Origin of the sequence: Rhizobium sp. Root483D2, from assembly GCF_001426685.1 — a bacterium.
Lineage (GTDB): Bacteria > Pseudomonadota > Alphaproteobacteria > Rhizobiales > Rhizobiaceae > Pararhizobium > Pararhizobium qamdonense.
Genome location: NZ_LMFB01000038.1, coordinates 22,840 through 48,231, shown reverse-complemented (window position 1 = coordinate 48,231; position 25,392 = coordinate 22,840). Strand labels below are relative to the sequence as shown.

Annotated in this window: 24 protein-coding genes; 21 read left to right on the top strand and 3 right to left on the bottom strand. The window is 60.6% G+C overall.

Translation table 11 applies throughout. From position 1 onward, the window contains the following. Window positions 1–2: 2 nt before the first annotated feature. The 12 genes from cobA to ASD32_RS23205 all read left to right on the top strand — a co-directional run bounded on the left by cobA (window position 3) and on the right by ASD32_RS23205 (window position 11,614). Window positions 3–845 (top strand): uroporphyrinogen-III C-methyltransferase, encoded by an 843-nt coding sequence (cobA, locus tag ASD32_RS23260; protein ID WP_060640416.1) that lies wholly within the window; start codon window positions 3–5, stop codon window positions 843–845. Continuing rightward, a complete protein-coding gene (locus ASD32_RS23255) occupies window positions 842–2,146 on the top strand; it encodes a cobyrinate a,c-diamide synthase (protein ID WP_060640415.1) in 1,305 nt (434 codons plus the stop codon). Before cobA ends, ASD32_RS23255 begins: the two co-directional genes overlap by 4 nt. Next, window positions 2,143–3,147 carry a threonine-phosphate decarboxylase CobD gene (gene cobD / locus ASD32_RS23250; protein ID WP_060640414.1) on the top strand — a complete coding sequence of 335 codons (1,005 nt, stop codon included), beginning with the start codon at window positions 2,143–2,145 and terminating at the stop codon, window positions 3,145–3,147. The genes ASD32_RS23255 and cobD overlap by 4 nt, the downstream gene beginning before the upstream one ends. Before the next feature lie 12 nt (window positions 3,148–3,159). Beyond that, on the top strand, window positions 3,160–4,143 hold the full coding sequence (gene cbiB, locus ASD32_RS23245; RefSeq protein WP_060640413.1) for an adenosylcobinamide-phosphate synthase CbiB: 984 nt from the start codon (window positions 3,160–3,162) through the stop codon (window positions 4,141–4,143). Between the two features lie 148 nt (window positions 4,144–4,291). Further along, window positions 4,292–4,720: a L,D-transpeptidase gene (locus tag ASD32_RS23240; protein ID WP_060640412.1), complete on the top strand. Its 429-nt coding sequence runs from the start codon at window positions 4,292–4,294 to the stop codon at window positions 4,718–4,720. A 253-nt stretch (window positions 4,721–4,973) separates the two neighbouring features. Beyond that, window positions 4,974–5,258 carry an acyl carrier protein gene (locus tag ASD32_RS23235; RefSeq protein ID WP_112834592.1) on the top strand — a complete coding sequence of 95 codons (285 nt, stop codon included), beginning with the start codon at window positions 4,974–4,976 and terminating at the stop codon, window positions 5,256–5,258. 229 nt (window positions 5,259–5,487) lie between these two features. Beyond that, a complete protein-coding gene (locus tag ASD32_RS23230) occupies window positions 5,488–5,973 on the top strand; it encodes a 3-hydroxyacyl-ACP dehydratase FabZ family protein (RefSeq protein WP_060640509.1) in 486 nt (161 codons plus the stop codon). A 2-nt stretch (window positions 5,974–5,975) separates the two neighbouring features. Beyond that, on the top strand, window positions 5,976–7,181 hold the full coding sequence (locus ASD32_RS23225; protein WP_060640510.1) for a beta-ketoacyl-ACP synthase: 1,206 nt from the start codon (window positions 5,976–5,978) through the stop codon (window positions 7,179–7,181). Window positions 7,182–7,193: 12 nt separating this feature from the next. After that, the gene (locus tag ASD32_RS23220; RefSeq protein WP_060640411.1) at window positions 7,194–8,477 is read left to right on the top strand and encodes a beta-ketoacyl-ACP synthase; all 1,284 of its coding nucleotides are present in this window, start codon (window positions 7,194–7,196) and stop codon (window positions 8,475–8,477) included. Between the two features lie 56 nt (window positions 8,478–8,533). Further along, window positions 8,534–9,562: a zinc-binding dehydrogenase gene (locus ASD32_RS23215; protein ID WP_060640410.1), complete on the top strand. Its 1,029-nt coding sequence runs from the start codon at window positions 8,534–8,536 to the stop codon at window positions 9,560–9,562. 11 nt (window positions 9,563–9,573) lie between these two features. Next, window positions 9,574–10,506, top strand: a complete 933-nt coding sequence (locus ASD32_RS23210) for a lipid A biosynthesis lauroyl acyltransferase (protein ID WP_060640409.1) — start codon at window positions 9,574–9,576, stop codon at window positions 10,504–10,506. A 397-nt stretch (window positions 10,507–10,903) separates the two neighbouring features. Continuing rightward, entirely contained in the window at window positions 10,904–11,614 is a 711-nt protein-coding gene (locus tag ASD32_RS23205; protein WP_060640408.1) for a PAS domain-containing protein, read from the top strand. Window positions 11,615–11,660: 46 nt separating this feature from the next. Here ASD32_RS23205 and ASD32_RS23200 read toward each other — a convergent pair whose 3' ends face one another. Next, window positions 11,661–12,011, bottom strand: a complete 351-nt coding sequence (locus ASD32_RS23200) for a VOC family protein (RefSeq protein WP_060640407.1) — start codon at window positions 12,009–12,011, stop codon at window positions 11,661–11,663. A gap of 20 nt (window positions 12,012–12,031) precedes the next feature. Beyond that, on the bottom strand, window positions 12,032–12,430 hold the full coding sequence (locus ASD32_RS23195) for a hypothetical protein (protein ID WP_060640406.1): 399 nt from the start codon (window positions 12,428–12,430) through the stop codon (window positions 12,032–12,034). Between the two features lie 268 nt (window positions 12,431–12,698). On the opposite strand from ASD32_RS23195, the gene gndA reads away from it, so the two are divergent. Continuing rightward, window positions 12,699–14,129 (top strand): NADP-dependent phosphogluconate dehydrogenase, encoded by a 1,431-nt coding sequence (gene gndA / locus ASD32_RS23190; protein ID WP_060640405.1) that lies wholly within the window; start codon window positions 12,699–12,701, stop codon window positions 14,127–14,129. Window positions 14,130–14,204: 75 nt separating this feature from the next. Here the strand turns inward: gndA and ASD32_RS23185 are convergent, their stop codons facing one another. Next, window positions 14,205–15,233, bottom strand: a complete 1,029-nt coding sequence (locus tag ASD32_RS23185; RefSeq protein ID WP_060640404.1) for a LacI family transcriptional regulator — start codon at window positions 15,231–15,233, stop codon at window positions 14,205–14,207. A 493-nt stretch (window positions 15,234–15,726) separates the two neighbouring features. Here ASD32_RS23185 and ASD32_RS23180 point away from each other — a divergent pair, with 493 nt between their 5' ends. The 8 genes from ASD32_RS23180 (at window position 15,727) to ASD32_RS23145 (ending at window position 25,341) form a co-directional block, all read left to right on the top strand. Further along, window positions 15,727–16,962 carry an ABC transporter substrate-binding protein gene (locus ASD32_RS23180; RefSeq protein WP_060640403.1) on the top strand — a complete coding sequence of 412 codons (1,236 nt, stop codon included), beginning with the start codon at window positions 15,727–15,729 and terminating at the stop codon, window positions 16,960–16,962. A gap of 118 nt (window positions 16,963–17,080) precedes the next feature. Beyond that, window positions 17,081–17,983, top strand: a complete 903-nt coding sequence (locus tag ASD32_RS23175; protein WP_060640402.1) for a sugar ABC transporter permease — start codon at window positions 17,081–17,083, stop codon at window positions 17,981–17,983. Window positions 17,984–17,990: 7 nt separating this feature from the next. Beyond that, the gene (locus ASD32_RS23170; protein WP_156383315.1) at window positions 17,991–18,917 is read left to right on the top strand and encodes a carbohydrate ABC transporter permease; all 927 of its coding nucleotides are present in this window, start codon (window positions 17,991–17,993) and stop codon (window positions 18,915–18,917) included. A 10-nt stretch (window positions 18,918–18,927) separates the two neighbouring features. Then, window positions 18,928–20,007, top strand: a complete 1,080-nt coding sequence (locus tag ASD32_RS23165) for an ABC transporter ATP-binding protein (RefSeq protein ID WP_156383314.1) — start codon at window positions 18,928–18,930, stop codon at window positions 20,005–20,007. 205 nt (window positions 20,008–20,212) lie between these two features. Continuing rightward, entirely contained in the window at window positions 20,213–22,678 is a 2,466-nt protein-coding gene (locus tag ASD32_RS23160) for a glycoside hydrolase family 2 protein (protein ID WP_060640400.1), read from the top strand. A 9-nt stretch (window positions 22,679–22,687) separates the two neighbouring features. Continuing rightward, window positions 22,688–23,377 carry a D-lyxose/D-mannose family sugar isomerase gene (locus ASD32_RS23155; protein WP_060640399.1) on the top strand — a complete coding sequence of 230 codons (690 nt, stop codon included), beginning with the start codon at window positions 22,688–22,690 and terminating at the stop codon, window positions 23,375–23,377. 39 nt (window positions 23,378–23,416) lie between these two features. After that, on the top strand, window positions 23,417–24,178 hold the full coding sequence (locus ASD32_RS23150; RefSeq protein WP_060640398.1) for a sugar phosphate isomerase/epimerase: 762 nt from the start codon (window positions 23,417–23,419) through the stop codon (window positions 24,176–24,178). A gap of 29 nt (window positions 24,179–24,207) precedes the next feature. Beyond that, window positions 24,208–25,341: a Gfo/Idh/MocA family oxidoreductase gene (locus ASD32_RS23145; protein WP_156383313.1), complete on the top strand. Its 1,134-nt coding sequence runs from the start codon at window positions 24,208–24,210 to the stop codon at window positions 25,339–25,341. Window positions 25,342–25,392 lie beyond the last annotated feature (51 nt).

Sequence of the window (25,392 nt, the reverse complement as noted above, 5' to 3'; positions counted from 1 at the left end):
TCATGACAGGCGGACTGTTTTCCGGTCTTCCCGAGCTGGCGCCGGGCTCTGTCTGGCTCGTCGGTGCCGGTCCCGGCGATCCCGGCCTGCTCACCCTGCATGCCGCCAACGCGCTGGGCCAGGCGGATGTCATCGTCCATGATGCGCTTGTGAACGCCGATTGCCTGAGCCTCGCCAAGCCGGGCGCCGTCCTGGAATTTGCCGGAAAGCGCGGCGGCAAGCCGTCGCCGAAACAGCGCGACATTTCGCTCCGGCTGGTCGAACTGGCACGGCAGGGCAAGCGCGTGCTGCGGTTGAAGGGGGGCGATCCCTTCGTCTTTGGCCGTGGTGGCGAAGAGGCGCTGATGCTGGTCGAGCATGGCATTCCGTTTAGAATCGTGCCGGGTATCACCGCCGGGATCGGCGGGCTGGCCTATGCCGGCATTCCGGTGACGCATCGCGAGGTCAATCACGCGGTGACGTTTCTCACCGGCCATGATTCCTCCGGGCTCGTTCCCGACCGCATCCATTGGGAGGGCATCGCCAAAGGTTCGCCCGTGATCGTCATGTATATGGCGATGAAACATATCGGCCAGATCGCCGCCAATCTGATGGCCGCCGGCCGCTCGCCGGACGAACCCGTTGCCTTCGTGTGCGACGCCGCAACGCCGCAACAGACGATTTTGGAAACGACGCTGTCGCGGGCGGAGGCCGATATGGCCGCATCCGGGCTACAGCCGCCGGCGATCGTCGTGGTCGGGGAGGTGGTGCGCCTGCGGGCGTCGCTCGACTGGCTGGGTGCGCTCGATGGCCGGGTCCTGACATCCGATCCCCTCTCAAGCCGCGCCTACAAGGACCCGGCATGACCGGCCTGCTGATCGCAGCGCCATCCTCCGGTTCTGGCAAGACGACGGTGACGCTCGGCTTGATGCGGGCCTTGCGCAATCGCGGAATATCGCTGGCGCCGGGCAAGGCTGGTCCTGATTATATCGATCCGGCCTTCCATACGGCCGCAAGCGGCCGGGTGTGCCTAAACTATGACCCATGGGCGATGCGCCCGTTGCTGCTCGGTTCCAATGCGGCGATGGCAAGCGCAGGCGGCGAAGCGCTGATCATCGAGGCGATGATGGGGCTTTATGACGGTTCCGTGGATGGCACCGGTTCGCCCGCCGATCTCGCCGCCATGCTGGGGATTTCCGTCATCCTGGTGGTGGATTGCGGCCGCATGGCGCAATCGGTGGCAGCGCTGGTGCGCGGCTACGCCACGTACCGCGACGATGTGCAAATCTGCGGCGTTATTCTCAACAAGGTCGGCAGCGCGCGCCACGAAACGATGCTGCGCGGTGCGCTGGATGCGATCGGCATGCCGGTGCTGGGCGTGTTGCGGCAGGATGCCGGCCTGAAGCTGCCCGAGCGTCATCTCGGCCTCGTGCAGGCCGGGGAACATGGCGCGCTGGATGCGTTCATCGAGCACGCCGCCACACAGGTCGAACAGGGCTGCGATCTGGATGCAATCCTGTCTCTTGCCCGGCCGGGCCCTATATCGCGTGCGCAGGCCGATATCGCGCCTTTGAAGCCGCTTGGCCAGAAGATCGCCATTGCCCGCGATATCGCCTTTGCTTTTTGCTATGAGCATCTTCTGGCGGGCTGGCGGCGTGCGGGGGCTGAACTCGTGTTCTTCTCGCCGCTTGCAGACGAGGCGCCCGCTGATGATACCGACGCCGTCTATCTGCCGGGCGGCTATCCCGAGCTTCATGCGGGCACACTCGCGAATGCCGCAACGTTCAAATCCGGCATGGCGGTAGCCCGGGATCGCGGCGCCCGGATTTTTGGCGAATGCGGTGGCTATATGGTGCTGGGCGAGGGGCTTGCCGCTGCCGATGGCACGCGCTACGAAATGCTTGGCCTCCTGCCGCTCGCCACCAGTTTTGCGGTGCGAAAACGGCATCTGGGCTACCGGCGGGTCACGCCGCTCAATGCCAGCTTTTTCGATGGTCCGCTGATGGCGCATGAATTTCACTATGCCACGATCCTGTCCGAGGGCGACGCCGACAGGCTGTTTGCCACTACCGATGCCGCAGGCACGCCGCTGGGGCCCGCCGGGCTGCAGCGCGGGCAGGTTGCCGGTTCCTTCATGCATCTGATCGACATGGCCGCCGGCGCATGACCGCGCCGATCGTGCATGGCGGCGGGATTACCGAGGCTGCAGCTGCGTTCGGCGGCAAGCCGGAGGACTGGCTGGATCTTTCGACCGGCATCAACCCCAATCCTGTGCGTTTGCCCGATATCGACGTTCAGGCCTGGCACCGGCTGCCGGACCGGCATCTGGTGGACAGCGCCCGGCATGCGGCAGCTCGTTATTATCGTAGCAGCGGCAGCCTGCCGCTTCCTGTTCCCGGCACGCAGTCGGTCATCCAGCTCCTGCCGCGTCTGGTTGCGCCCGGCCGCCGCATCGCCATTTTCGCGCCGACTTACGGCGAATATGCGCGGGCCTTCGCCAGTGCCGGTTTCGCGATCGACGAGATTTCGTCAGCCGATCAGCTGACGCCGGATCATGGACTGGCGGTCCTGGTCAATCCCAACAATCCGACCGGACGCGCCTTTGCGCCCGAGGATGTCGTCTGCATGGCGCAGCGCATGCAGGCTCATGGCGGGTTGCTGCTTGTCGATGAAGCCTTTGGCGATACCGCGCCTGATCTCTGCGTCGCCGGACAGACCGCCGCTCACGGCAATCTCATCGTCTTCCGCTCCTTTGGCAAATTCTTCGGCCTGGCGGGGCTGCGGCTTGGTTTCGTCATTGCAGCGGAGCCGGTTCTATCCGCGTTTCAGGAATGGCTCGGCCCCTGGGCGGTGTCAGGGCCGGCGCTTGTGGTGGCGGCAAAGCTGATGGGCGGGGATACGAAGGCGGTGCAGTCGCTGATTCTGGCGCGGAGTGAAGGGCTTGCGGCCGTCCTGCGCCGGGCCGGGCTGACGATCATCGGCGGCACGCCGCTTTTCACGCTTGTTGATCACGCGCGGGCAGCCGATCTGCACGCGCATCTCTGCCAGCAGCGGATTTTGACGCGGAAATTCGCCTATGCGCCGTCATGGCTGAGGATTGGACTTGCACCCGATGCGGCAGGCGATACACGTTTGGCGGATGCCTTGCGCAGCGCGCACCTCGCCTGAACGGACCTTCTAATGTCGACCGGAATTCTGCTCGTCCTGATCGCCGCCCTGCTGCTCGACCGGATTATCGGCGATCCCGATTGGCTCTGGCGCCGGCTGCCGCATCCGGTCGTTCTGTTCGGGGCGATGATCGGCTGGTGCGACCGGACGTTCAACCGCAAGCGTCTGGGAGAGGATGCCCTGCGGATCAGCGGTGTTCTGGTCATTGCAGGTTTGCTGTTGTGGAGCCTGTTCTGCGGCTGGCTGCTGCACCGTGTGTTCATGCAGGTGGGCAAATTCGGCTGGTTGCTTGAAACCGTTGTCCTTGCCATTTTCCTTGCCCAGAAAAGCCTTGCCGATCATGTGTCGCGGGTGGCAACCGGTCTTCGCAGCGGCGGGCTGGAGGGTGGCCGGCAGGCCGTGTCGATGATCGTCGGGCGTGATCCGCAGACTTTGGACGAGCCGGCCGTGTGCCGTGCCGCGATTGAAAGCCTGGCTGAGAATTTTTCCGACGGGGTGGTCGCTCCGGCGTTCTGGTATGCGCTCCTCGGCCTGCCGGGCGTGCTTGCCTACAAGATGCTCAACACCGCCGATTCGATGATCGGTCACAAGAGCCCAAAATATCTGCATTTCGGCTGGGCTTCGGCCCGTCTCGACGATCTCGCCAATATCCCTGCAGCCCGGCTGTCGATTTTTCTGATTGCTGCCGGGGCGTTCTTTACCAATGGGCGGCGCGCGGCAAGTAATGCCCTTGGCGTCGCATTGCGCGATCACGGATTGCATCGTTCGCCCAATTCCGGCTGGCCGGAGGCTGCAATGGCGGGGGCACTCGATGTGCAACTGGCAGGCCCCAGAATCTATGGCGGGGCCTTGGTGAGTGAGCCGATGGTCAACGGAGCGGGCCGGGCCGTGGCAACCGTCGCCGATGTCGAGACGGGTGTTTCCATATTCTACCGCGCCTGCGGTTCGCTGACAGTCTTGGCGGCCATAACGGCGCTTTTCTTCAGTATAGTCTGAGCTTTCTACTTTCCTTGATAAAATTGAATGCGCGGGCGTTAACGCAGAATTTTCCAATTGTCTTAAACGTCTATCATGTCAAAGGCTGTAAAGTCTGTGCCGTTGGGGACACCAGTAAAATTCGGCGTATTTTTCGGAGAGAGCTTTCATGCGTACAGTCTTTATGGCCTCTTTGGCCGTCTTATTGATGCAATTTCATTCGCCAGCGGCCTTTGCCGCCAATCTTGTTGCAAGAGTGAGCCTTTCTTCTCAGACCATGACTGTGTCGCAGAATGGTTTTGTCCGGTATCGCTGGAAGGTTTCCACCGCCCGCAAAGGCTATGTGACGCCGCAGGGAAGCTGGAGCGCCAAGTGGCTGTCGCGGGACCATCGCTCGCGCAAATATGACAATGCGCCCATGCCATATGCAGTGTTCTTCAACGGCGGTTACGCCGTGCATGCGACATTCGACCTGAAACGCCTCGGCCGCCCCGCCTCGCACGGCTGTATCCGCCTGCATCCGGAAAATGCTGCCGAATTCTTTTCGCTGGCACGGGAATACGGACTGAAGAACACCCAGATCGTCGTCAGCCGCTGATGGGGGTGAGTCTTGCGGCATCGCTGACAGCGCTGCGGCATCGCTACCGCGCTGCGGCATCGCCAACAGCGTTGCCAACTGGAGCATGCCGAGCTTGATCCGCACCCCAACGGGGCTTTGAGGCCGCGTATTTCAGGGCGAACTTGATGTTTGCGCAACACCACCGCCATAAATGCAACTCTTGAGCCCAAGGCCATTGGCTTTTCAGCCGCATTTACCTATAGGTTCGCCAAAACATGTATTCTAAAGAGGTATGCGCGTGACAGCTACATTCGACAAGGTTGCCGACATCATTGCGGAAACGAGCGAAATCGATCGCGAGACGATTACGCCGGAAAGCCACACCATCGACGATCTCGGCATCGACAGCCTGGACTTCCTCGACATCGTCTTTGCGATCGACAAGGAATTCGGCATCAAGATCCCGCTTGAGCAGTGGACCCAGGAAGTCAACGAAGGCAAGGTTTCGACGGAAGAGTATTTCGTCCTGAAGAATCTCTGCGCCAAGATCGACGAACTGAAAGCCGCCAAGGGCTGATGACGATATTGCGCGTTTTCAGCGCGCGATCCCGTGCATGAACCACCCATCAATGCCGCCTGTCGCGTGGACCGCGCTTGACAGGCGGCATTTGCGTTTTTACTTGACGGTCGGATGATCGCGATACCGGACGCTGTCCGGACGGGATCATGCGCGAATTTGAAATCCGGAATCGTTCAGGCGCCGTTACCAAAGCGCCGCGCTCCGGGCCAAGCTGGATTTGCTCCTGATGCTCCTTGAATATTTTCAGATGATCGATCGGGTCGAAACGGTCGATCTCAATGCCAAGACGCTGACGGCGCGGTCTGTGGTGCCGGCCAAAAGCCCCGTCTTTGAGGGACATTTTCCCGGTTACCCGCTGGTTCCCGGTGTTCTTTTGATCGAGACGATGGCGCAGGCCTGCGGCTTTCTGGTGCTGGCTGCCACCGATTTCGCCGCCATGCCGTTCCTGATGTCGGTCGATAGCGCCAAGATGCGCACTTTTGTGGAGCCGGAAGCGGTGCTCGATATCGAGGCCTTCCTGGAACATGACGGTTCCGGCTTCGCGGTGGTGAAAGCCAAGATCACCTCGCAGGGCAAGAAAGTCTGCGATGCGCAATTGAAGTTGCGCACCATGCCGTTCGATCAGGTGCCGCTCGGCCCGGTCGTCAAGAAGCGGGCTGAAGAAGTGGGGCTGATGGCCGCGATTGCGGCGTCAGTTGCGACGGGGGAATGACGATGAGCAAATCCGCCAATGATGTTGTGATCACCGGTGTCGGCATTGTCACCAGCCAGGGCGTTGGCGCGGACGTGCACACGGCATTTCTAACCGCTGCAGAAACCCCGGCCGTGCGCGTCGATACCGAGCGTTTCGCGCCGTATCCGGTGCATACGCTGCCTGATATCGACTGGTCGCAGCAGATTTCCAAGCGCGGCGACCAGCGGCAGATGGAAAACTGGCAGCGGCTGGGCGTTTTCAGCGCCGGCCTCGCACTCGATGATGCCGGTTTCAAGGACGATCTGGAGGCCTGCGGCAGCATGGACATGATCGTGGCGGCCGGTGGCGGCGAGCGCGATATCAATGTCGATTCGCTGATCGTCGATGAAGCCTTGAAGCGCAACGACCGCGAACAGCTTCTCAACGAGAAACTGACGACCGAACTGCGCCCGACGCTGTTTCTGGCCCAGCTTTCAAACCTGATGGCCGGCAATATCTCCATCGTGCACAAGGTCACCGGTTCCTCGCGGACCTTCATGGGCGAAGAGGGCGCCGGCATTTCGGCGATCGAAACCGCCTTTGCCCGCATCAAAGCCGGACAATCGACCCATACGCTGGTTGGCGGTGCGTTCTCGGCCGAACGTCTCGACATGATCCTGTTGATCGAAGCGATCCAGGGCCATGCGCTGGGTGCCCATTATCCGATCTGGTCGCGCAAGCCTGAAGATGGCGGCGGCATGATCACGGGTTCGGTCGGCGCGTTCCTGATGCTGGAATCGCGCGCGCATGCCGAGGCCCGCAATGCCCGTATCTACGCAACGATCGATGCCGTCGGCGGCGATCGCGGCAGCCGCGAAGGCGACCGCCTTGAGCAGCGCCTGCAGTATCTGACGGCTCCTGCCGCAGACGCCGATCCGGCGCGCACGGTGATCTTTTCCGGCGCGACCGGCTTTCCGGACCTTACGGCGCGCGAAAAGGCGTTTCTCGATGCGCAGTTTCCCAAGGCTGCCGTGCGGGCCTATAGCGGGCTCGTCGGCCATGGTCTGGAATCCCAGTTTCCGCTGGGCCTGGCGTTTGCCGCGCTGTCGCTCGGCGCGGGTGCCAAGGTGCCGCCATTCGATCCGGGTGCAGAGACCGCCATGGAACAACCGGCTAAGACGGCCATCGTCACCACGATCGGCCATGCGCGCGGCGAAGGCATTGCCGTGCTTTCGGCAGAAGAATAAGGAGCGGCAGATATGACCAGCGCTTACAAGGATCATCTCGGCCGCCCGCTGATCGCCGTGACCGGCATGGGTGTCATCACCTCGCTCGGCCAGGGCGTCGAGGATAACTGGAAGGCGTTGACCTCCGGCGTCTCCGGCATCCACAAGATTACCCGTTTCCCGACGGAAGGCCTCTCGACCCGAATCAGCGGAACCGTCGATTTCATTGATTTGCCTGCGGAAAACGCCGTTGAGCGTTCCTATGCCTTCGCCCGCGAAACCACCGCTGAAGCCTTGGCTCAGGCGGGAATTTCCGGCGATTTCAACGGCCCTCTGTTTTTGGCAGCGCCGCCGATCGAGCCGGAATGGAACGCCCGTTTCGAACTCGCCGACCGTTCGCCGCCATCGCAGAAGCCGGGCGACGCCTATGACCGTTTTCTCGCCGCCATGCGCGAGCGGGCCGATCCGGTGTTCCACGAGGCCGCCCTGTTTGGGGCAATTTCCGAGCGCCTGTCGGACCGGTTCGGCACGCGCGGACTGCCGGTGACGCTGTCGACGGCCTGCGCATCGGGCGCAACGGCGATCCAGCTGGGTGTCGAAGCGATCCGCCAGGGCCGCACCGACCGGGCGCTCACCGTCGCCACCGACGGTTCGGTCAGTGCCGAGGCGCTGATCCGCTTTGCCCTCCTGTCGGCTCTATCGACCCAGAACGACCCGGCCGAGCGCGCCTCCAAGCCGTTCTCCAAGGATCGCGACGGCTTCGTCATCGCCGAAGGTGCGGCGACGCTGGTGCTGGAATCGCTGGAAGCGGCAGTCGCGCGCGGCGCAAAAATCTACGGCATCCTGAAGGGCTGCGGCGAAAAGGCCGATTCGTTCCACCGCACGCGGTCTTCGCCCGATGGCGGCCCGGCGATCGCGACGATCCGCGCTGCACTTGCCGATGCCGGGCTGAGCGAAGGCGATATCGGCTATATCAATGCGCACGGCACTTCGACCCCCGAAAACGACAAGATGGAATATGGCGCCATGCTGTCTGTGTTCGGCGACGCTCTGCCGTCCATTCCGGTCTCGTCGAACAAGTCGATGATCGGCCACACATTGACGGCAGCAGGCGCCGTCGAGGCGGTGTTTTCGCTGCAGACGATTCTCACCGGCACCGTGCCGCCGACGATCAACTATCAGAACCCCGATCCGTCCATCGTTCTCGATGTCGTGCCGAATGTGAAGCGGGATACGCAGGTTCATGCCGTCCTGTCGAACTCCTTCGGCTTCGGCGGCCAGAATGCCAGCCTTGTCATGGCCGCAGAACCGGCCTAATCGGACGTCACATTTTTTTTCCAGGCACATATGCCTCGGGCTCAAGGACTTATATCATGCGCGCTTTGCAACTGGTCGATGACCGCAAGCTGGAAATCACCGATCTGCCCGAGCCGGACGCGCCGGGTCCCGGTGAAGTCACCCTTCGCGTCAAGGCCGTCGCGCTCAATCATATCGATGTCTGGGGCTGGCGCGGCATGGCGTTTGCCAAGCGCAAGATGCCGCTGGTGATCGGCGCGGAAGCGTCCGGCGTGGTCGATCAGATTGGTCCTGGCGTCTCCAACGTCCTGCCGGGGCAGCTCGTATCGATCTACGGCGCGCGCACCTGCGGCCTTTGCCGTCCGTGCCGCGAAGGCCGCGACAACCTGTGCGAACATGTCGGCGGCGTGCATGGCTTCCATCTCGATGGCTTTGCGCAGGAAAAGGTCAATCTCCCGGCGCGTCTGCTCGTTCCGGCTCCTCCAGGCGTCGATGCGGTTGCTGCTGCCGTCGCTCCGGTGACCTTCGGCACCGTCGAGCACATGCTGTTCGACAATGCCAAGCTTGAGCCCGGCGAAACCATTCTCATTCACGCCGGCGGTTCCGGCATTGGCTCGGCGGCGATCCAGCTTGCCAAGAAGATCGGCTGCACGGTGATCACTACCGTTGGATCCGACGACAAGATCGAAAAGGCGAAGGCCCTTGGCGCCGATCACGTTATCAACTACCGCAAGGACCGTTTCGAGGGCGTGACGCGCAAGCTGACCAAGAAGAAGGGCGTCGATGTCGTCTTCGAACATGTCGGCAAGGATACGTTTGCAGCGTCCATGTTCGTTCTGAAACGCGGCGGCCGTCTGGTCACCTGTGGTTCGACCTCCGGCGTTTCCACCGAAATGAACCTGATGATGCTTTTCCAGCAGCAGCTGAAGCTGTTCGGCTCGTTCGGCTGCCGGATGGAGAACATGGCCAACGCGATGCAAAAGATGGCGCGCGGGCTCGTTCACCCCGTCATCGATACCGAAGTCGGTTTTGGCGACATCGACAAGGCGCTGGAGCGCATGGAAACACGCCAGGTCTTCGGCAAAATCATTCTGCGGATGGACTGAACACCGTGCGCATGCTGATCACACGCCTGGTTCTGTCCCTGCTGCGGTTTCGCCAGTGGTCGATCGCCCAGTTCGTCTTTCTGCTTTTGGGTCTGCTCAAGCTGTTTCCGGCGAGAGGCGCCATCGAGTTTTCCGCGCGCTTCACCCGTTGGCTGGGGCCGAAACTGAAGCGGCGCCACACGCTGACGATGACCAATCTTCGCAATGCCTTTCCGGAAAAGAGCGAGGCGGAGATCGAGGCCATCGCGCTGGAAAGCTGGAGCAGCATCGGCCGGCTTGCCGCCGAATATGTGTTTCTGGACGAGATCTTCGATTTCGATCCGGAAAATCCGGTGCCCGGCCGGATCGAAGTTTCAGGTATTCCTCTATTCCTGGAACTGCGCGACAATCCGCGTCCCTTCATCGTGTTTACCGCCCATACCGGCAATTTCGAGCTGTTGCCGGTGGCAAGTGCGGCGTTCGGGCTGGATGTGACGGTGCTTTTCCGGCCGCCGAACAACCCTTATGTGGCCGAAAAGGTTTTCGATTTCCGCAAGCAGCGCATGGGAAATCTGGTTCCGTCGCATGCGGGCTCCTCGTTTACGCTGGCGCGCAGGCTGGAGGCGGGCGGGGCAGTCGGCGTTCTCGTCGATCAGAAATTCCGCAAAGGCTTGATGACGAAATTCTTCGACCGCGACGTGCGCACCAATCCGCTTTTGGCCAAGCTGGTGCGGCAGTTCAATTGCGAGGTCTATCCCGCCCGCTCGATCCGCCTGCCGGATGGCCGCTTCCGCCTGGAGCTGGAGCCTGCGATCGAAATCCCGCGCATGCCCAACGGCAATGTCGATGTCAATGCAACGGCGCAGCTGTTGAACGACAAGGTGGAAAGCTGGGTGCGCGAATATCCGGGACAATGGCTCTGGTATCACGACCGCTGGCACATCAAGAAATCCCTGAACGACTAAGCCTCACCCCGCGCATTTGAGACGTCTGGAGGGGCGGTATTCACATTCCGGAGGGGACCACGCGGCTTCCGGGCATTGTGCGCGGGAATCGGCATATTTTTGACGCCGTGGATGATCCGGGAATGCCGATGGCAGCTCCGGTTGCATGAAATCGCCGCCCCTTACCGGACATTTTATATAAATCATCTAAAATATCTTCACCGGAAACGTTTCAGGTCAATTTTCGGGTGTTGAACAGGACAATTTTGGGTGTAAACTTCGAATATTACTATAGGACGATTGCAAGCGCTTCGGGTCTGTAAAAATAGCGCCTTCAATCGATTTGATTTTTGATTGCGTTCAATTTTCCGAGCTGTTCTGGCTTAAATGGAGGATTGAGTGGGGAGTGGGGTGGAAATTGAAGGCACTGATCGAGCTCTTCTGGTTCAAATATTCTCAGCTGCAATATGCGGTGAAATCCGGCGATGATCTGCTGATCAGCATTCTGGATCGCGAGATCGATCCGGTTCTGACCGCGATCTATGAGGAAAAGGCCGGGAACGTCCACGACGCGCGCATGCAGTTCCAGTTCGTCCTCGATCTCCTGCGCAAGGAAGCCGATGACGTCTCGAGCGTTTTGCGTCAGCGCGAGGCCCTGCAGACGCTGGCCGACCGCTATTTCTCCACCGGCAGCAACGAGATTGCCGGACAATCCTGGAAATCGCCGTCTCCGGTTGTCGCCCTCAAGGGCCGGGCCGACGAAGGGTTCCTCAACGAGGCCATCCTTGACTGTTTGCCGGACCGGGTTGCGGTGATCACGCCGGATTATCGCTATCTGTACAGCAACCCCCTCAACGCAGCGCGCCTCGAAGAGCGTCCGATGGATCTCGTTGGACGCCATATTGTCGAGTTCGTCGGCATCCAGCGGTTCGAGCAGCGGGTGAAGCCCAATCTCGACAGGTGTTTTTCCGGCGAACTGGTGGACTATACCTTCGCCAAGGATGTTGGAAACCGCACCGTGGTGGTCCGCTGCCGGATGACGCCGTGCATGTCCGGCACGGGCAAGGTCATCGGCGCCATCCTGGTGTTGCAGGAAATCGCCGACCGCCGCCGTTCGATTGCGGCCTGAGCGTGAGAGGCGAGGGCGCTTGCCCTCGCTCGATGTCCTCTAAAGACTATTTGTCTGACCACACAGCCAATTCGTATCCATCCGGATCCTGGAACTGAAACCGTCTTCCGCCGGGGAAGGAAAAGGTTTCCACCGTGATGCGGGCGCCGAGCGCTTCCAGCCGCGCTTGGGTTTCAGCAAGATCATCGGCATAGAGGATGATCAGGGGGCCGCCGGGTCTTGCCGTTCCCGTGGTCAAACCGCCCGTCAGCCGGCCGTCTGTAAATTCGCAATATTGTGGCCCGTATTCCGTGAATGACCATCCGAAGGCGCCGCCGTAAAACGCCTTCGAGCGCGCGATATCGGCAACTGCGAACTCGATATTGTCGATCTGGCGGTCCGTGCCCTTCTGTCCCATGCTGTCTCTCCTACGAGGCTCTATGCTTCCAATCGTTCTTTCAATGCGGTGAGGTCCTTCTTGACCCATGCGGCATCGTCGTCGAACTGTTCCTTGCTCATAGCAGGCTGCCTGAGCAGCGTGAACATGACTTCCGCTCCGCTGCCGTTCGCCACGACGCGAAGGGCGTTGTGCACCTGAACTCCTGTTTCCAGTGTGACGAGATGGTCAAGCACGCCGAAATCATTGAGAGGCGTGAAGCGGATGCGGGCATTGCCGAGGGCGCCATGCGCAACCCAGTCCTCGCCATCCGGCTCCAGTCCGGCGGCCAAACCTGATGCCCAGAGGGGCATATTTTCCGGCTTTGCCGCAAACGCGTAGACGTCGCGCCACTGTCTTTCGATGGTGATATGGATGATTTTTGCGTCCATTGCAGCCATGCTGTTTTCTCCGTTCAGATCATTTGCCGTCTGGTTTTTGCAGTCTGCATTGAGGCGTCAAAGACGACCGCGCCATACCGGAAATATATCACTTTTGACAACAATCACTTGTCGTTAATCGATTTGAATGCCAAAACTCCCTCAGCATCTGCGGGGCGTGCCTGGCTTTTGGAGCCTGAGCAAAGTCACCCTGCAACTTCAATCTGGTGGAGCCGTGCGCACGCCCAGCCGGGCTTTGGCACCTTCACTGTCCAACGGAGGCACATACGTGGCACAGGCAGAAATCGGCCTTATCGGTCTTGGCGTTATGGGATCGAATCTGGCGCTCAACATTGCCGAAAAGGGCAACACGATCGCAGTCTTCAACCGCACCGTCGAGGCGACGCGGAAGTTCTATGCCGAAGCCGGCGCGTTGCAAAGCCAGATCGTGCCATGCGAGACCATCGAGGAATTCGTGGCTGCGATCCGCCCGCCACGGCCGATCATCATCATGATCAAGGCCGGCGAGCCGGTCGATCAGCAGATGGAACTGCTCAAGCCCTATCTCGAGAAGAATGACATCATGATCGATGCCGGCAACGCCAATTTCCGCGACACGATGCGCCGCTTCGACAATCTGAAGGATAGCGGCCTGACCTTTATCGGCATGGGCGTTTCCGGTGGCGAGGAAGGCGCGCGCCACGGCCCGTCGATCATGGTCGGCGGCAAGGAAGAATCCTGGAAGCGCGTTGAAAAGGTGCTGACCTCGATCGCTGCGAAATACAATGACGATCCGTGCGTTGCCTGGCTCGGCGAAAATGGCGCAGGCCATTTCGTCAAGACCATCCATAATGGTATCGAATATGCCGACATGCAGATGATCGCCGAAATCTACGGCATCCTGCGCGATGGCCTGAAGATGAGCGCCACCGAAATCGGCGAGGTCTTCGGCGAGTGGAACAAGGGCCGCCTGAATTCCTACCTGATCGAAATCACCGAGAAGGTGCTGAAAGCGGCCGATCCGATCACGGGCAAGCCGATCGTCGATCTCATCCTCGACAAGGCCGGCCAGAAGGGCACCGGGAAATGGTCGGTCATCGAGGCGCAGAACATGGGCATTCCGGCGACCGCGATTGAAGCCGCAGTTGCTGCCCGCAGCATCTCGTCGGTCAAGGGCGAGCGCGAAGCGGCCGAAAAGGTACTGGGCCTGCCTGCTGTCGGTGAGTTCAACGTTGCCGACAGGACCGCGTTTCTCAAGGATCTGGAAAGTGCGCTGCTGGCCGCTAAGATCGGTGCCTATGCGCAGGGCTTTGCCGTGATGGCCGAAGCGTCGCGCGAGTTCAACTGGAACCTGCCGATGCCGACGATCGCCAAAATCTGGCGCGCCGGCTGCATCATCCGCTCGGCCTTCCTCGACGAAATCACCACTGCCTTCACCAAGGATCCGAATGTCGCCAACCTGATCGTGACACCGGCCTTCTCCGGCATGGTCAAGGAAACCGACGGCGCGCTTCGCCGGGTCGTGTCGGCAGCCGTGCTCGGCGGCCTGCCGGTTCCAGCGCTCGCCTCGGCACTCGGCTATTTCGACAGCTACCGCCGCGGCCGCGGCACGGCAAACGTCATCCAGGCGCAGCGCGACTTCTTCGGCGCTCACGGTTTCGACCGTATCGACGGAGCCGATTCGCACCATGGCCCCTGGGGCAGCGGCCTCATCGCCTGATCGCGTTTCATTATCTTGAAACAACAAAGCCCGCGTGGAGCGATCCACGCGGGCTTATCAATGGCACCTCTTCAGTCAAACAGCTTTGCTGAGGCTTTGCAGTTCTTCTGCAGGCGTGCCGGCGATGCGGGCGATCACGGCCTTGGCGAGTTCGCGGCCTGCATGGCGGATGTCCTCGTTCATGGTGATGACTTCCGGCCGCAGCCAACTCAGGAAATCGCTTGGCACTTTGGAGACCATATCGACATCATGCTTCAGCCGTTTTCCGACCGCTTCTAGACCGGCAATGACCGCGATCGAGCCTGCGCCGGAGCCGGAGACGATGCCGTCAGGCGCATCCGGCGCACCCATCAGACTCTCGAAAGCAGCGCGGATATCCACGAGGCTATTGTCGATATCGACGGAATTGAACGGCACGGCTTCGATCCCGAAATCGCGGACGGCCCGGTCAAACCCCTTTCGCATATGCCGGTGGAAGGTCAGATGCTGCGGCGGCTGCAGGATGACGATGCGCTTTCGCCCAAGTTCGGCCAGGCGCCGCACGGCCTCATAGGCAAAGCCTTCGTTGTCGAAGTCGTGATAGGGGTGGGTCAGCCCCATATCGGTGCGCCCATGCGTGGCGAAGGGAAAATTCCGCTCCATCATCAGGGCAACCCGGGGGTCGTTCGGTTCGGTCCGTGAGATGATCACGCCGTCGGCCGCGCCCGTGTCGAGCACGTAGCGCACCGGCGCCAGCGCGTCCTTGGAGAAGCGGTATGGCGTGATGACGAGGTGATAGCCCGTCGAGGCCAGGATTTCGGAAATACCGACGACGATCGGGCTGGTCAGGCCCATCACCTCTTCCTCAAGCGAGAGCACAAGGCTGATCACATTGGTTTTGCCGGTGCGCAACCTGACGCCGGCGCGGTTGGGCTGATACCCGACCTGTTTGGCGACCAGCCGCACGCGCTCCTTGGTTTCGGCGCCGATATCGGGAGCATCCTTCAGCGCGCGCGATACGGTGGTGATGCCAAGGCCGGTCATGAAGGCGATTGTCTTCAGGGTGGGGCGATCATTCATCGAGGCCGGGTGCGCCGCCTGTCGGCTTTTGTTTTTGTCGTCCATTCCCGTCCGTCGCTTTCCATGTTCAGACCGATCCATCACAAGGATGGAGCCTGCCTGCAGCAGTTTAAAAGGTCCTGCCTTGCCTTATATCCGATTCACAACCTGGAGGCACCCACGGCCTGATCTCTTCCCTTGTCTCGAAATCTGTAACGATACAGTAGCATTGTCGAGCGGTTTTTTTCGTCTCACTAAAGTTGCTCCCGGAAGGGTTGAATGATGCGCCGCACCAAAATCGACTGCAGATGCGAGGCTCTTACTCCGGATCGGGTTTATTGCATATTCCCGGAAATATCGCCAAATAACTGCATTTCCAGCAATTCTTGAGCTTATTTTCTCGCTTTACGTCGTCACGCGGGATTATTTTGCAGCCGCGAAAATTTACACTCTGGATTGTGTGGAGATTTTTAACTGGAATTTTGCGTTGTAGAGGTTGCGTCTGGAAAACGATTGAACTAAGTTTTTACGGTAACGTTACAGTGAGGGAGGAAAACTCATGAAATTGCGTTTGTTGGCTGCTGCATTGGCGGCGACTGTGGTTTTGCCGTTGGGCATGGCCAACGCTGCCGATCTGGAAGTAACGCATTGGTGGACGTCGGGAGGCGAAGCCGCTGCCGTCGCTGAACTCGCCAAGGCATTCGATGCCACCGGCAATAAATGGGTCGATGGTGCCATCGCCGGTTCCGGCGGCACGGCGCGGCCGATCATGGTCAGCCGCATCACCGGCGGCGATCCGATGGGCGCCACCCAGTTCAACCATGGCCGCCAGGCGGAAGAGCTGGTGCAGGCCGGGCTGATGCGCGACCTGACAGATGTTGCGACCAAGGAAAACTGGAAGGACGTCATCAAGCCGTCGAGCCTGCTCGACAGCTGCACGATCGACGGAAAGATCTATTGCGCCCCGGTCAATATTCATTCCTGGCAGTGGCTCTGGCTGTCCAACGCCGCCTTCAAGACGGCCGGCGTCGAAATTCCGAAGAACTGGGATGAATTCGTCGCTGCCGGTCCCGCATTGGAGAAGGCCGGTATCGTGCCGCTCGCCATCGGTGGCCAGGCCTGGCAGGCAAACGGCGCCTTCGGCGTTCTGGTGATCGCGATTGGCGGCAAGGACGTCTATCAGAAGGTCTTTGCCGACAAGGATGAGGAAGCCGCAGCCGGTCCCGAGATGGTCAAGGTCTTCAAGGCTGCCGACGACGCGCGCCGCCTGTCCAAGGGCACCAACGTGCAGGATTGGAACCAGGCCACCAACATGGTCATCACCGGCAAGGCCGGCGGCCAGATCATGGGCGACTGGGCGCAGGGCGAATTTCAGCTCGCCGGCCAGACGGCCGGGACCGACTATACCTGCCTGCCGGGCCTCGGCGTCAATGAGATCATCTCGACGGGCGGCGATGCCTTCTATTTCCCGCTTCTGGAGGATGAGGAGAAATCGAAGGCGCAGGAAGTGCTCGCCTCGACGCTTCTGAACCCGAAAACGCAGGTTGCCTTCAATCTGAAGAAGGGGTCGCTGCCGGTGCGCGGCGACGTCGATCTGGCCGCCGCCAACGACTGCATGAAAAAAGGTCTCGACATTCTCGCCAAGGGCAATGTCGTCGTGAGTACCGACCAGCTGGTGTCCGCAGACAGCCAGAAGCAGATGGAGGATCTCTTCTCCGAGTTCTTCGCCACACCAACGATGACGCCGGAAGATGCGCAGAAGCGCTTCGTGGATATCATCGCCGCTGCCGACTGACGGGCACGTCTTTGTGAAAGACCGGCTCTGCAGTGCAGGACCGGTCTGAAGCAAGCTGGCATCTCATGCCTGCGCTTCATCCTCGCACGAAAACCACGATCCAGGGGAGGGTTGATCCATGACGGGCCAAGCGAATGCCGGCCGGCCAAACCAGTTGCTGCGCAATCTCCATTCAAAGATTGCCTCAATTCCGATGATACTCACCGCCGTCGTCATCTTTCTCGGCGGCACGCTCTGGACGGTGTTTTATTCCTTCACCAATTCCAAGCTCCTGCCGCGCCTCTCCTTCGTCGGGCTTGATCAGTACGAGCGTTTGTGGGCCGCACCGCGCTGGATCGTCTCCATCCAGAACCTTGCCATTTACGGCGTCTTCTCGCTGATCTTCAGCCTGGTCATCGGCTTTCTGCTGGCAGCGCTGATGGATCAGAAGATCCGTTTCGAAAACACCTTCCGGACGATCTTCCTCTATCCTTTCGCCCTGTCCTTCATCGTCACGGGACTTGTGTGGCAATGGATCCTCAATCCTGAATTCGGTATCCAGTCGGTGGTGCGTTCGCTGGGCTGGACGACATTCAGCTTCGATCCGCTCTACACGCCGAGCATCGTCATCTACGGCATTCTGATTGCAGCGCTTTGGCAGGGCACCGGCCTTGTCATGTGCCTGATGCTGGCCGGTCTGCGCGGCATCGACGAAGACATCTGGAAGGCCGCGCGCGTCGATGGCATCCCGATGTGGAAGACCTATCTGTTCATCATCATCCCGATGATGCGTGCCGTCTTCATCACAACGCTGGTCATCATCGCCAGCGGTATCGTGCGCGTCTACGATCTCGTGGTGGCGCAGACCAGCGGCGGGCCCGGCATCTCCTCGGAAGTTCCGGCAAAATACGTCTACGACTACATGTTCCAGGCCCAAAATCTCGGCCAAGGCTTTGCCGCCTCGACCATGATGCTGATCACCGTCGCCATCATCATCGTTCCCTGGGCCTATCTCGAATTCGGAGGACGCAAGCGTGGTTGATATCGCAATGCCTATCGATCCGTCCTCAAAGGCCGGTTCCACCACGAAAATGGCCCCCGGTCCAAGCGGCAGGAAGCCGCGTCCGATGCTTTCGCCGCGCAACATCATGGTCTATGGCGCGCTGCTCTTTGCGGCCGCTTATTATCTGCTGCCGCTCTACGTCATGGTCGTCACCTCGCTGAAGGGCATGCCGGAAATCCGGCTTGGGAATATCTTCTCGCCGCCGATGGAGATTACCTTCGCGCCCTGGGTCAAGGCCTGGTCGAGCGCCTGCACGGGGCTAAACTGCGACGGGCTTTCGCGGGGGTTCTGGAATTCGGTGCGCATCACCATCCCATCGACGCTGTTTTCCATCGCGATCGCCTCGATCAATGGCTATGCGCTCGCCAACTGGCGGTTCAAGGGCGCGGACCTATTCTTCACCATCCTGATCGTCGGAGCGTTCATTCCCTACCAGGTGATGATCTATCCGATCGTTATCGTGCTGCGCGAACTGGGGCTTTACGGCTCGCTCACCGGCCTGATCATCGTGCATTCGATCTTCGGCATGCCGATCCTGACCCTTCTGTTCCGCAACTATTTCAGTTCGTTGCCGGAGGAACTGTTCAAGGCGGCGCGTGTCGATGGCGCCGGGTTCTGGACGATCTATTTCAAGATCATGCTGCCGATGTCGCTGCCGATCTTCGTGGTCGCGATGATCCTGCAGGTCACCGGGATCTGGAACGACTTCCTGTTCGGCGTCGTGTTCACCCGGCCGGAATATTATCCGATGACCGTCCAGCTCAACAATATCGTCAATTCGGTCCAGGGCGTGAAGGAATACAACGTCAACATGGCGGCCACCATCCTGACCGGCGCCGTGCCGTTGATCGTCTATTTCGTCTCCGGACGGCTTTTCGTCCGTGGCATCGCCGCTGGCGCAGTGAAAGGGTAATTGCATGACCATCAACAGCGTATCGGTCAGGGATCTGTCATTGAGCTTCGGTGCCGTCACCGTGCTCGAAACCCTCAATCTCGATGTCCGGGATGGCGAGTTCCTGGTGCTTCTCGGCTCGTCCGGCTGCGGAAAATCGACCCTTCTGAATTGCATCGCCGGTCTCCTCGACGTCACCGGCGGCCAGATCTTCATCAAGGACAAGAATGTCACCTGGGAAGAGCCGAAGGATCGCGGCATCGGCATGGTGTTTCAGTCCTATGCGCTCTATCCGCAGATGACGGTGGAGGGCAATCTGTCCTTCGGCCTGAAGGTGGCCAAGCTGCCGCAGGCGGAAATCGACAAGCGGGTGGCGCGCGCCACCGAAATCCTGCAGATCCAGCCGCTCTTGAAACGCAAGCCGTCGGAACTCTCCGGCGGCCAGCGCCAGCGCGTGGCCATCGGCCGGGCTCTGGTGCGCGATGTCGATGTGTTCCTGTTTGATGAGCCGCTGTCCAATCTCGACGCCAAGCTGCGCTCGGAACTGCGCGTCGAAATCAAGCGGCTGCATCAGTCCTTGAAGAACACAATGATCTACGTCACCCATGACCAGATCGAGGCACTGACGCTGGCCGACCGTATCGCGGTGATGAAAAGCGGCGTCATCCAGCAGCTGGCCGATCCGATGACGATCTACAACATGCCGGAAAATCTCTTCGTCGCCGGCTTCATCGGCTCGCCCTCGATGAATTTCTTTCGCGGCGAGATCAAGGACAAGAGCGGCCGCAAGGTCATCGAGATCAATGGCGTCGATTTCGCCATGGACGCCTATCCGGCCCGCGGGCCCTTGGAGGCCGGCCGCAAGGTCGTGCTCGGGGTGCGCCCGGAACATGTCAAGGTGGATGAGCCGGGTGCTGAGATCCATGACGCGGTCGTCGATATCGAGGAACCGATGGGGGCCGACAATCTCCTGTGGCTGAAGCTTGCCGGGCAGACGATCTCGGTGCGCATTGCCGGCGCGCGGCGCTACGCGCCGGGGACGGCGGTAAAACTCAGCTTCGACATGTCGATGGCCTCGGTGTTCGATGCCGTGACGGAGAACAGGATTTAGTCCGTATTTGCGGAGGCTTTACCCCCCTCTGTCGGCGACGCCGACATCTCCCCCTCAAAGGGGGGAGATTACCGCAAGCTTCAGAGCTTCAATCGCCAGTGTGGCACAGAGTTCTCGGTCGATCTCCCCCCTTTAGGGGGAGATGTCCCGGAGGGACAGAGGGGGGTGCAAGCCCCGAACACGAAAATATATTGGATAGTCTCGCATGACCACATTCACCCAGAACACCGCCATCGACCTTTCCGGCGACTGGCAGCTTGCCGCGTCCGACAGCAGCCATGCGTTGACGATTGCCATTCCCGGTGATGTCCACAGCGCGCTGCAGGCGGCAGGCGTGATTGCCGATCCCTATGCCGGGCGCAACGAGGACGATGTACAGTGGGTGGCGCACAAGGACTGGGTGCTGGAGCGGCAGTTTCATCTCGATGCGGCTGATCTGCCCGGCAATTGGTATCTCGACATCGACAGCCTCGACACGGTTGCCGATGTCTATGTCAACGATCAGCGGGTGCTCACCGCCGACAATTGCTTCCGGCGCTACCGCCCGGATGTTGCCCCGGCCTTGAGCGCGGGCGAAAACAAGCTGCGCATTGTCCTTCATTCCTCGATTGCTGCGGGCGTGGAGCGGCAGGCGGCCCAGCCATTCTACATTCCCTATTCGACCGGCAACTCGCCGATCGCCAATGGCAACATGCTGCGCAAGCCGCAATGCCATTTTGGCTGGGACTGGAATATCGCCATTGCACCGCTCGGCATCTATGGCGAGATCGCGCTCAAGAAATTTGCGGCTGCGCGCATCGAGCATCTGACGACGCGGCAGGTGCCGCGTGTCGGCGGTGCGATTGATCTTCATGTGACGGTGACGCTGTCTGGGAACGAGCCCGGCACTGTCGGCCTTGATTTCGCGCTGGATGGCGAACAACAGTGGCTGGACTGCACGGTCACTGCCGGTGAAACGCGGATCACCCAGATTTTCACCGTCGAAAACCCGAAACTCTGGTGGCCGGCGGGCAGTGGCGAGCAGGCCGTGTCGGTGCTGACGGTCTCGCTGCCGGGCGAAACCGTCTCCCGTCAGATCGGCTTTCGCACCGTCGAACTGCTGACCGACGCGGATGCGGCGGGTAGCCGGTTTGCATTCCGTGTGAATGGTCGCGAAATCTTCTGCCGTGGCGCCAACTGGATCCCGGCCGATGCGCTGGCCTCGCGGGTGACGCGCGCGGGCGTCGAGGATCTGCTGCAATCGGCCGTCGATGCCAACATGAACATGATCCGCATCTGGGGCGGTGGCTTCTACGAGCCGGACTGGTTCTATGATCTGTGCGACCGGCTGGGCATCATGGTCTGGCAGGACTTCATGTTTGCCTGCAATCTCTATCCCTCGACGCCGGATTTCCTCGACAATGTCGCAGCCGAGGTCGCCTATCAGGTCAAGCGCCTGTCGTCGCATCCCTCCATCGTGCTCTGGTGCGGCGATAACGAACTGGTCGGCGCGCTCACCTGGTTTGAGGAAAGCCGGAGGGATCGTGACCGCTATCTCGTCTCCTATGACCGCCTGAACCGGGTGATCGAGACGGGCATCAAGGTGGCCGCCCCTGAGGCGATCTGGTGGCCGTCGAGCCCATCGGTCGGGCCGCTCAATTTCGGCGATGCCTGGCATGCCGATGGCTCCGGCGACATGCATTACTGGTCGGTCTGGCACGAGAACAAGTCGTTCGACAATTACCGCACCGTGCGGCCGCGTTTCTGCTCGGAATTTGGCTTCCAGTCCTACACCTCGATGCCGGTCATCCGGCAGTTTGCCGGGCAAAACGACCTGAACGTCGCTTCGCCGGTGATCGAAGCGCATCAGAAGAACGCCGGTGGCAATGAGCGCATCGCCGCCACCATGTTCCGCTATTTCCGGTTCCCGAAGGATTTTTCCAATTTCGTCTATCTCAGTCAGATCCAGCAGGGGCTGGCGATCCGCACCGCCGTGGATTTCTGGCGGTCGCTGAAACCGCATTGCATGGGGACGCTCTACTGGCAGCTCAACGACACCTGGCCGGTCGCCTCCTGGGCGAGCCTCGATTATGGCGGCAACTGGAAGGCCATGCATTATATGACCCGCCGGTTCTTCCAGCCGGTCACCGTTGCCGCGATCCCGTCCGATAACGGCAAGACGATCAGCTTTTCCATGGTCAACGACACGCAAGCGCCGGTGACGGTCGCGCTTCAGACGTTCCTTGTGACGCTCTCAGGCGAAAAACGGCCCTTGATGGCCGCAGCCGGGACCTGCAGCCCGGATCGCGCGGCAACGCTGATGACAATGGCGGCATCGGATATTCCAAAGGACGAAGTGCTGTTCTGGTCGTTCGAGGCTTCAAACGGCATGCGGGGCGAGGGGCATCATGTTGCCGGCACCTACAAGGCGCTGGATCTACAGCCCTCCGGCCTTTCCATCTTGGCAATTCCAACCGGCGACGGTTCCTTCGGGGTCACCGTGTCTGCCACTGGCCTTGCCTTGCATGTGATGATCGAAGCCGATGCCGAGGGCCGTTATTCCGACAACGCCTTCGATTTGACGGCTGGCGAAAGCCGCGTCATCCGCTTCACCCCCAGACAGCCGCTGGCTGAAGGCAGCGTGCCGGTCTTTACCGGCTACGACCTGCAGTCCTGCCAGGGCAACGGATAGGAGACCACGATGCTGCGAAGCGAAGTCAATGCCATCATCGAGAAAAGCGACGCCTTCATGCGCCAGCATGGTTTCGTCCTGCCGCCATTCGCCTACTGGTCACCGGATGAGTTGAAAACGCGGGTTGCGTCTGACACCCCGTCGATCCGCGATACGCGGCTCGGGTGGGATATCACGGATTACGGCAAGGACCGGTTCAGCGCGTTCGGCCTTGTGCTCTTCACGCTGCGCAACGGTTCTGCCGCAGCGCTCGCCCATGGCCGTGGCATGCTCTATGCCGAAAAGCTGATGATTACCGCCAAGGACCAGGTCAATCCGCTGCACCGGCATGCGGTCAAGACCGAGGATATCATCAATCGCGGCGGCGGTACGCTGGTGCTGCAGATGTACGATTCGCTGCCGGACGGCGATGTCGATGAAGCAACGGATGTGGTGGTGGCGGCAGATGCGCGGCTGCGCACGCTGAAGGCCGGCTCTTTCCTGCGCCTGTCGCCCGGCGAAAGCGTCACACTCTTGCCTGGAAACTGGCATGCCTTCTGGGCTGAGGGTGCCGATGTGCTGATGGGTGAGGTTTCCACCGTCAACGACGATCTCACCGACAATTATTTCCGCGAGCCTGTCGGCCGCTTTTCCACCATCCAGGAAGACATCAAACCGAGCCATCTCTTGGTGTCGGACTATGACACCTGGCTTTCGTAATCGATCCCCTTTCCCAAGCGATCCCAAGGAGACATTCCCATGCAGACCGTCAGCTTCCAACTTTACAGCGCCCGAAATTTTCCACCGCTCGCCGATGTCCTAAAGACCATCGGTGCCGCCGGCTATACGCAGGTCGAAGGCTATGGCGCGCTCTATGCCGCCCTCGACGATGCGGCCCTCACGGCGCTGAAAGCCGACATGGACAAGAGCGGCGTCACCATGCCGTCGGCGCATTTCGGGCTCGACCTGCTCGAATCCGATCCGGCGCGGGCCGTGCATATCGCCCAGACGCTCGGCATCCAATCGATCTACTGCCCTCATCTCGCTGCAGACCAGCGGCCGGCCGATGCGAGCGGCTGGAAGGCTTTTGGGGCGCGGCTGGAAAAGGCAGGCCAACCCTTCCGGGATGTCGGTCTCGATTTCGGCTGGCACAATCATGATTTCGAATTCGCCGCACTGCCCGATGGCTCGATCCCGCAGACCCATATTTTTGCCGGTGGGCCGAACCTGTCCTGGGAAGCCGATATTGCCTGGATCATTCGCGGCGGTGCCGACCCCTTCGCCTGGATCGAGACATACGGCCACCGCATCACCGCCGTCCACGTCAAGGATATCGCGCCAGCCGGGGAGAATACCGATCAGGACGGCTGGGCCGATGTTGGCCACGGCACCGTCGAATGGGCGAAACTCTTCAAGGCGCTGTCTGCGACACCTGCCAAATATTACATCGTCGAGCACGACAATCCCAAGGATTACAAGGCGACGGCCGAGCGCTCGATCGCGTCGATCAAGACCTATTGAAAGAAAGACAGACCATGACACAGGAACGAGTGACCGGGGAGCTTGGCGTCGGCATCATCGGATGCGGCAATATCTCTACCACCTATTTCACGCTCTCGCCGCTCTTCAAGGGCATCAAGGTTATCGCCTGCGCCGACATCAACCCGGCGGCTGCCGAAATCCGCGCGGCTGAATTTGGCGTCGAGGCACAGACGATCGAAGCGCTGCTGGCCAATCCGGACGTCGATATCGTCGTCAACCTGACGATCCCGGATGCGCACTTTCCGGTCTCCAAGATGATCCTGGAAGCCGGCAAACACGTCTATTCCGAAAAGCCGCTGGTCCTGTCTCTGGAACAGGGCGAGCAGCTGCGCGGGATCGCGACCGCCAGCAATCTCAAGGTCGGTTGCGCTCCTGACACGTTCCTCGGCGGCGCTCATCAGCTGGCGCGCGATTATATCGACCAGGGCAAGATCGGCCGCGTCACTTCCGGAACCTGCCACGTCATGAGCCCGGGCATGGAAATGTGGCATCCGAACCCGGATTTCTTCTTCCTGCCCGGCGGCGGCCCGATCCTCGATCTCGGCCCTTACTACATTGCCGATCTCGTCAACCTGATCGGCCCGGTCAAGCGCGTTGCGGCACTGACCTCGATGGCCAATGCAAGCCGCACCATCACCAGCGAGCCGCGCAAGGGCGAGGTCATTCCGGTTGAAACGCCGACCAATATCCATGCGCTGCTCGAATTCCAGAATGGCGCAACAGTTACCCTGTCGGCGAGCTGGGATGTCTGGTCGCACAACCATGCCAATATGGAGCTCTACGGCACGGAAGGCTCTCTGTTCGTGCCGGATCCGAATTTCTTTGGCGGTACGGTTTCGGCAAGTGGGCGCGACAAGGATATCCAGCCGCTGGAAACCTGGGATCATCCGTTCTCCGTTCCCAACCAGGAACACAAGCAGGGTATGATGGCGAATTACCGCACCGCCGGTCTTGCCGACATGGCGCTCGCCATCCTCGATGGCCGGGACGCACGCTGCTCGCTGGAGCGTGCATTGCACGGCGTCGATGTCATGGTTTCGATCCTGAAATCGGGCGAAGAGGGCCGGTTCATCGAACTGACGACGACCTGCACCCAGCCGGCGGCACTGGGGATCGAGGAAGCCAGGGCTCTCTTGCGCTGAAGCAATTGCGCCAAAACTGCGCAACGGTTTTGGGTCCGGAATTGCGCCGGC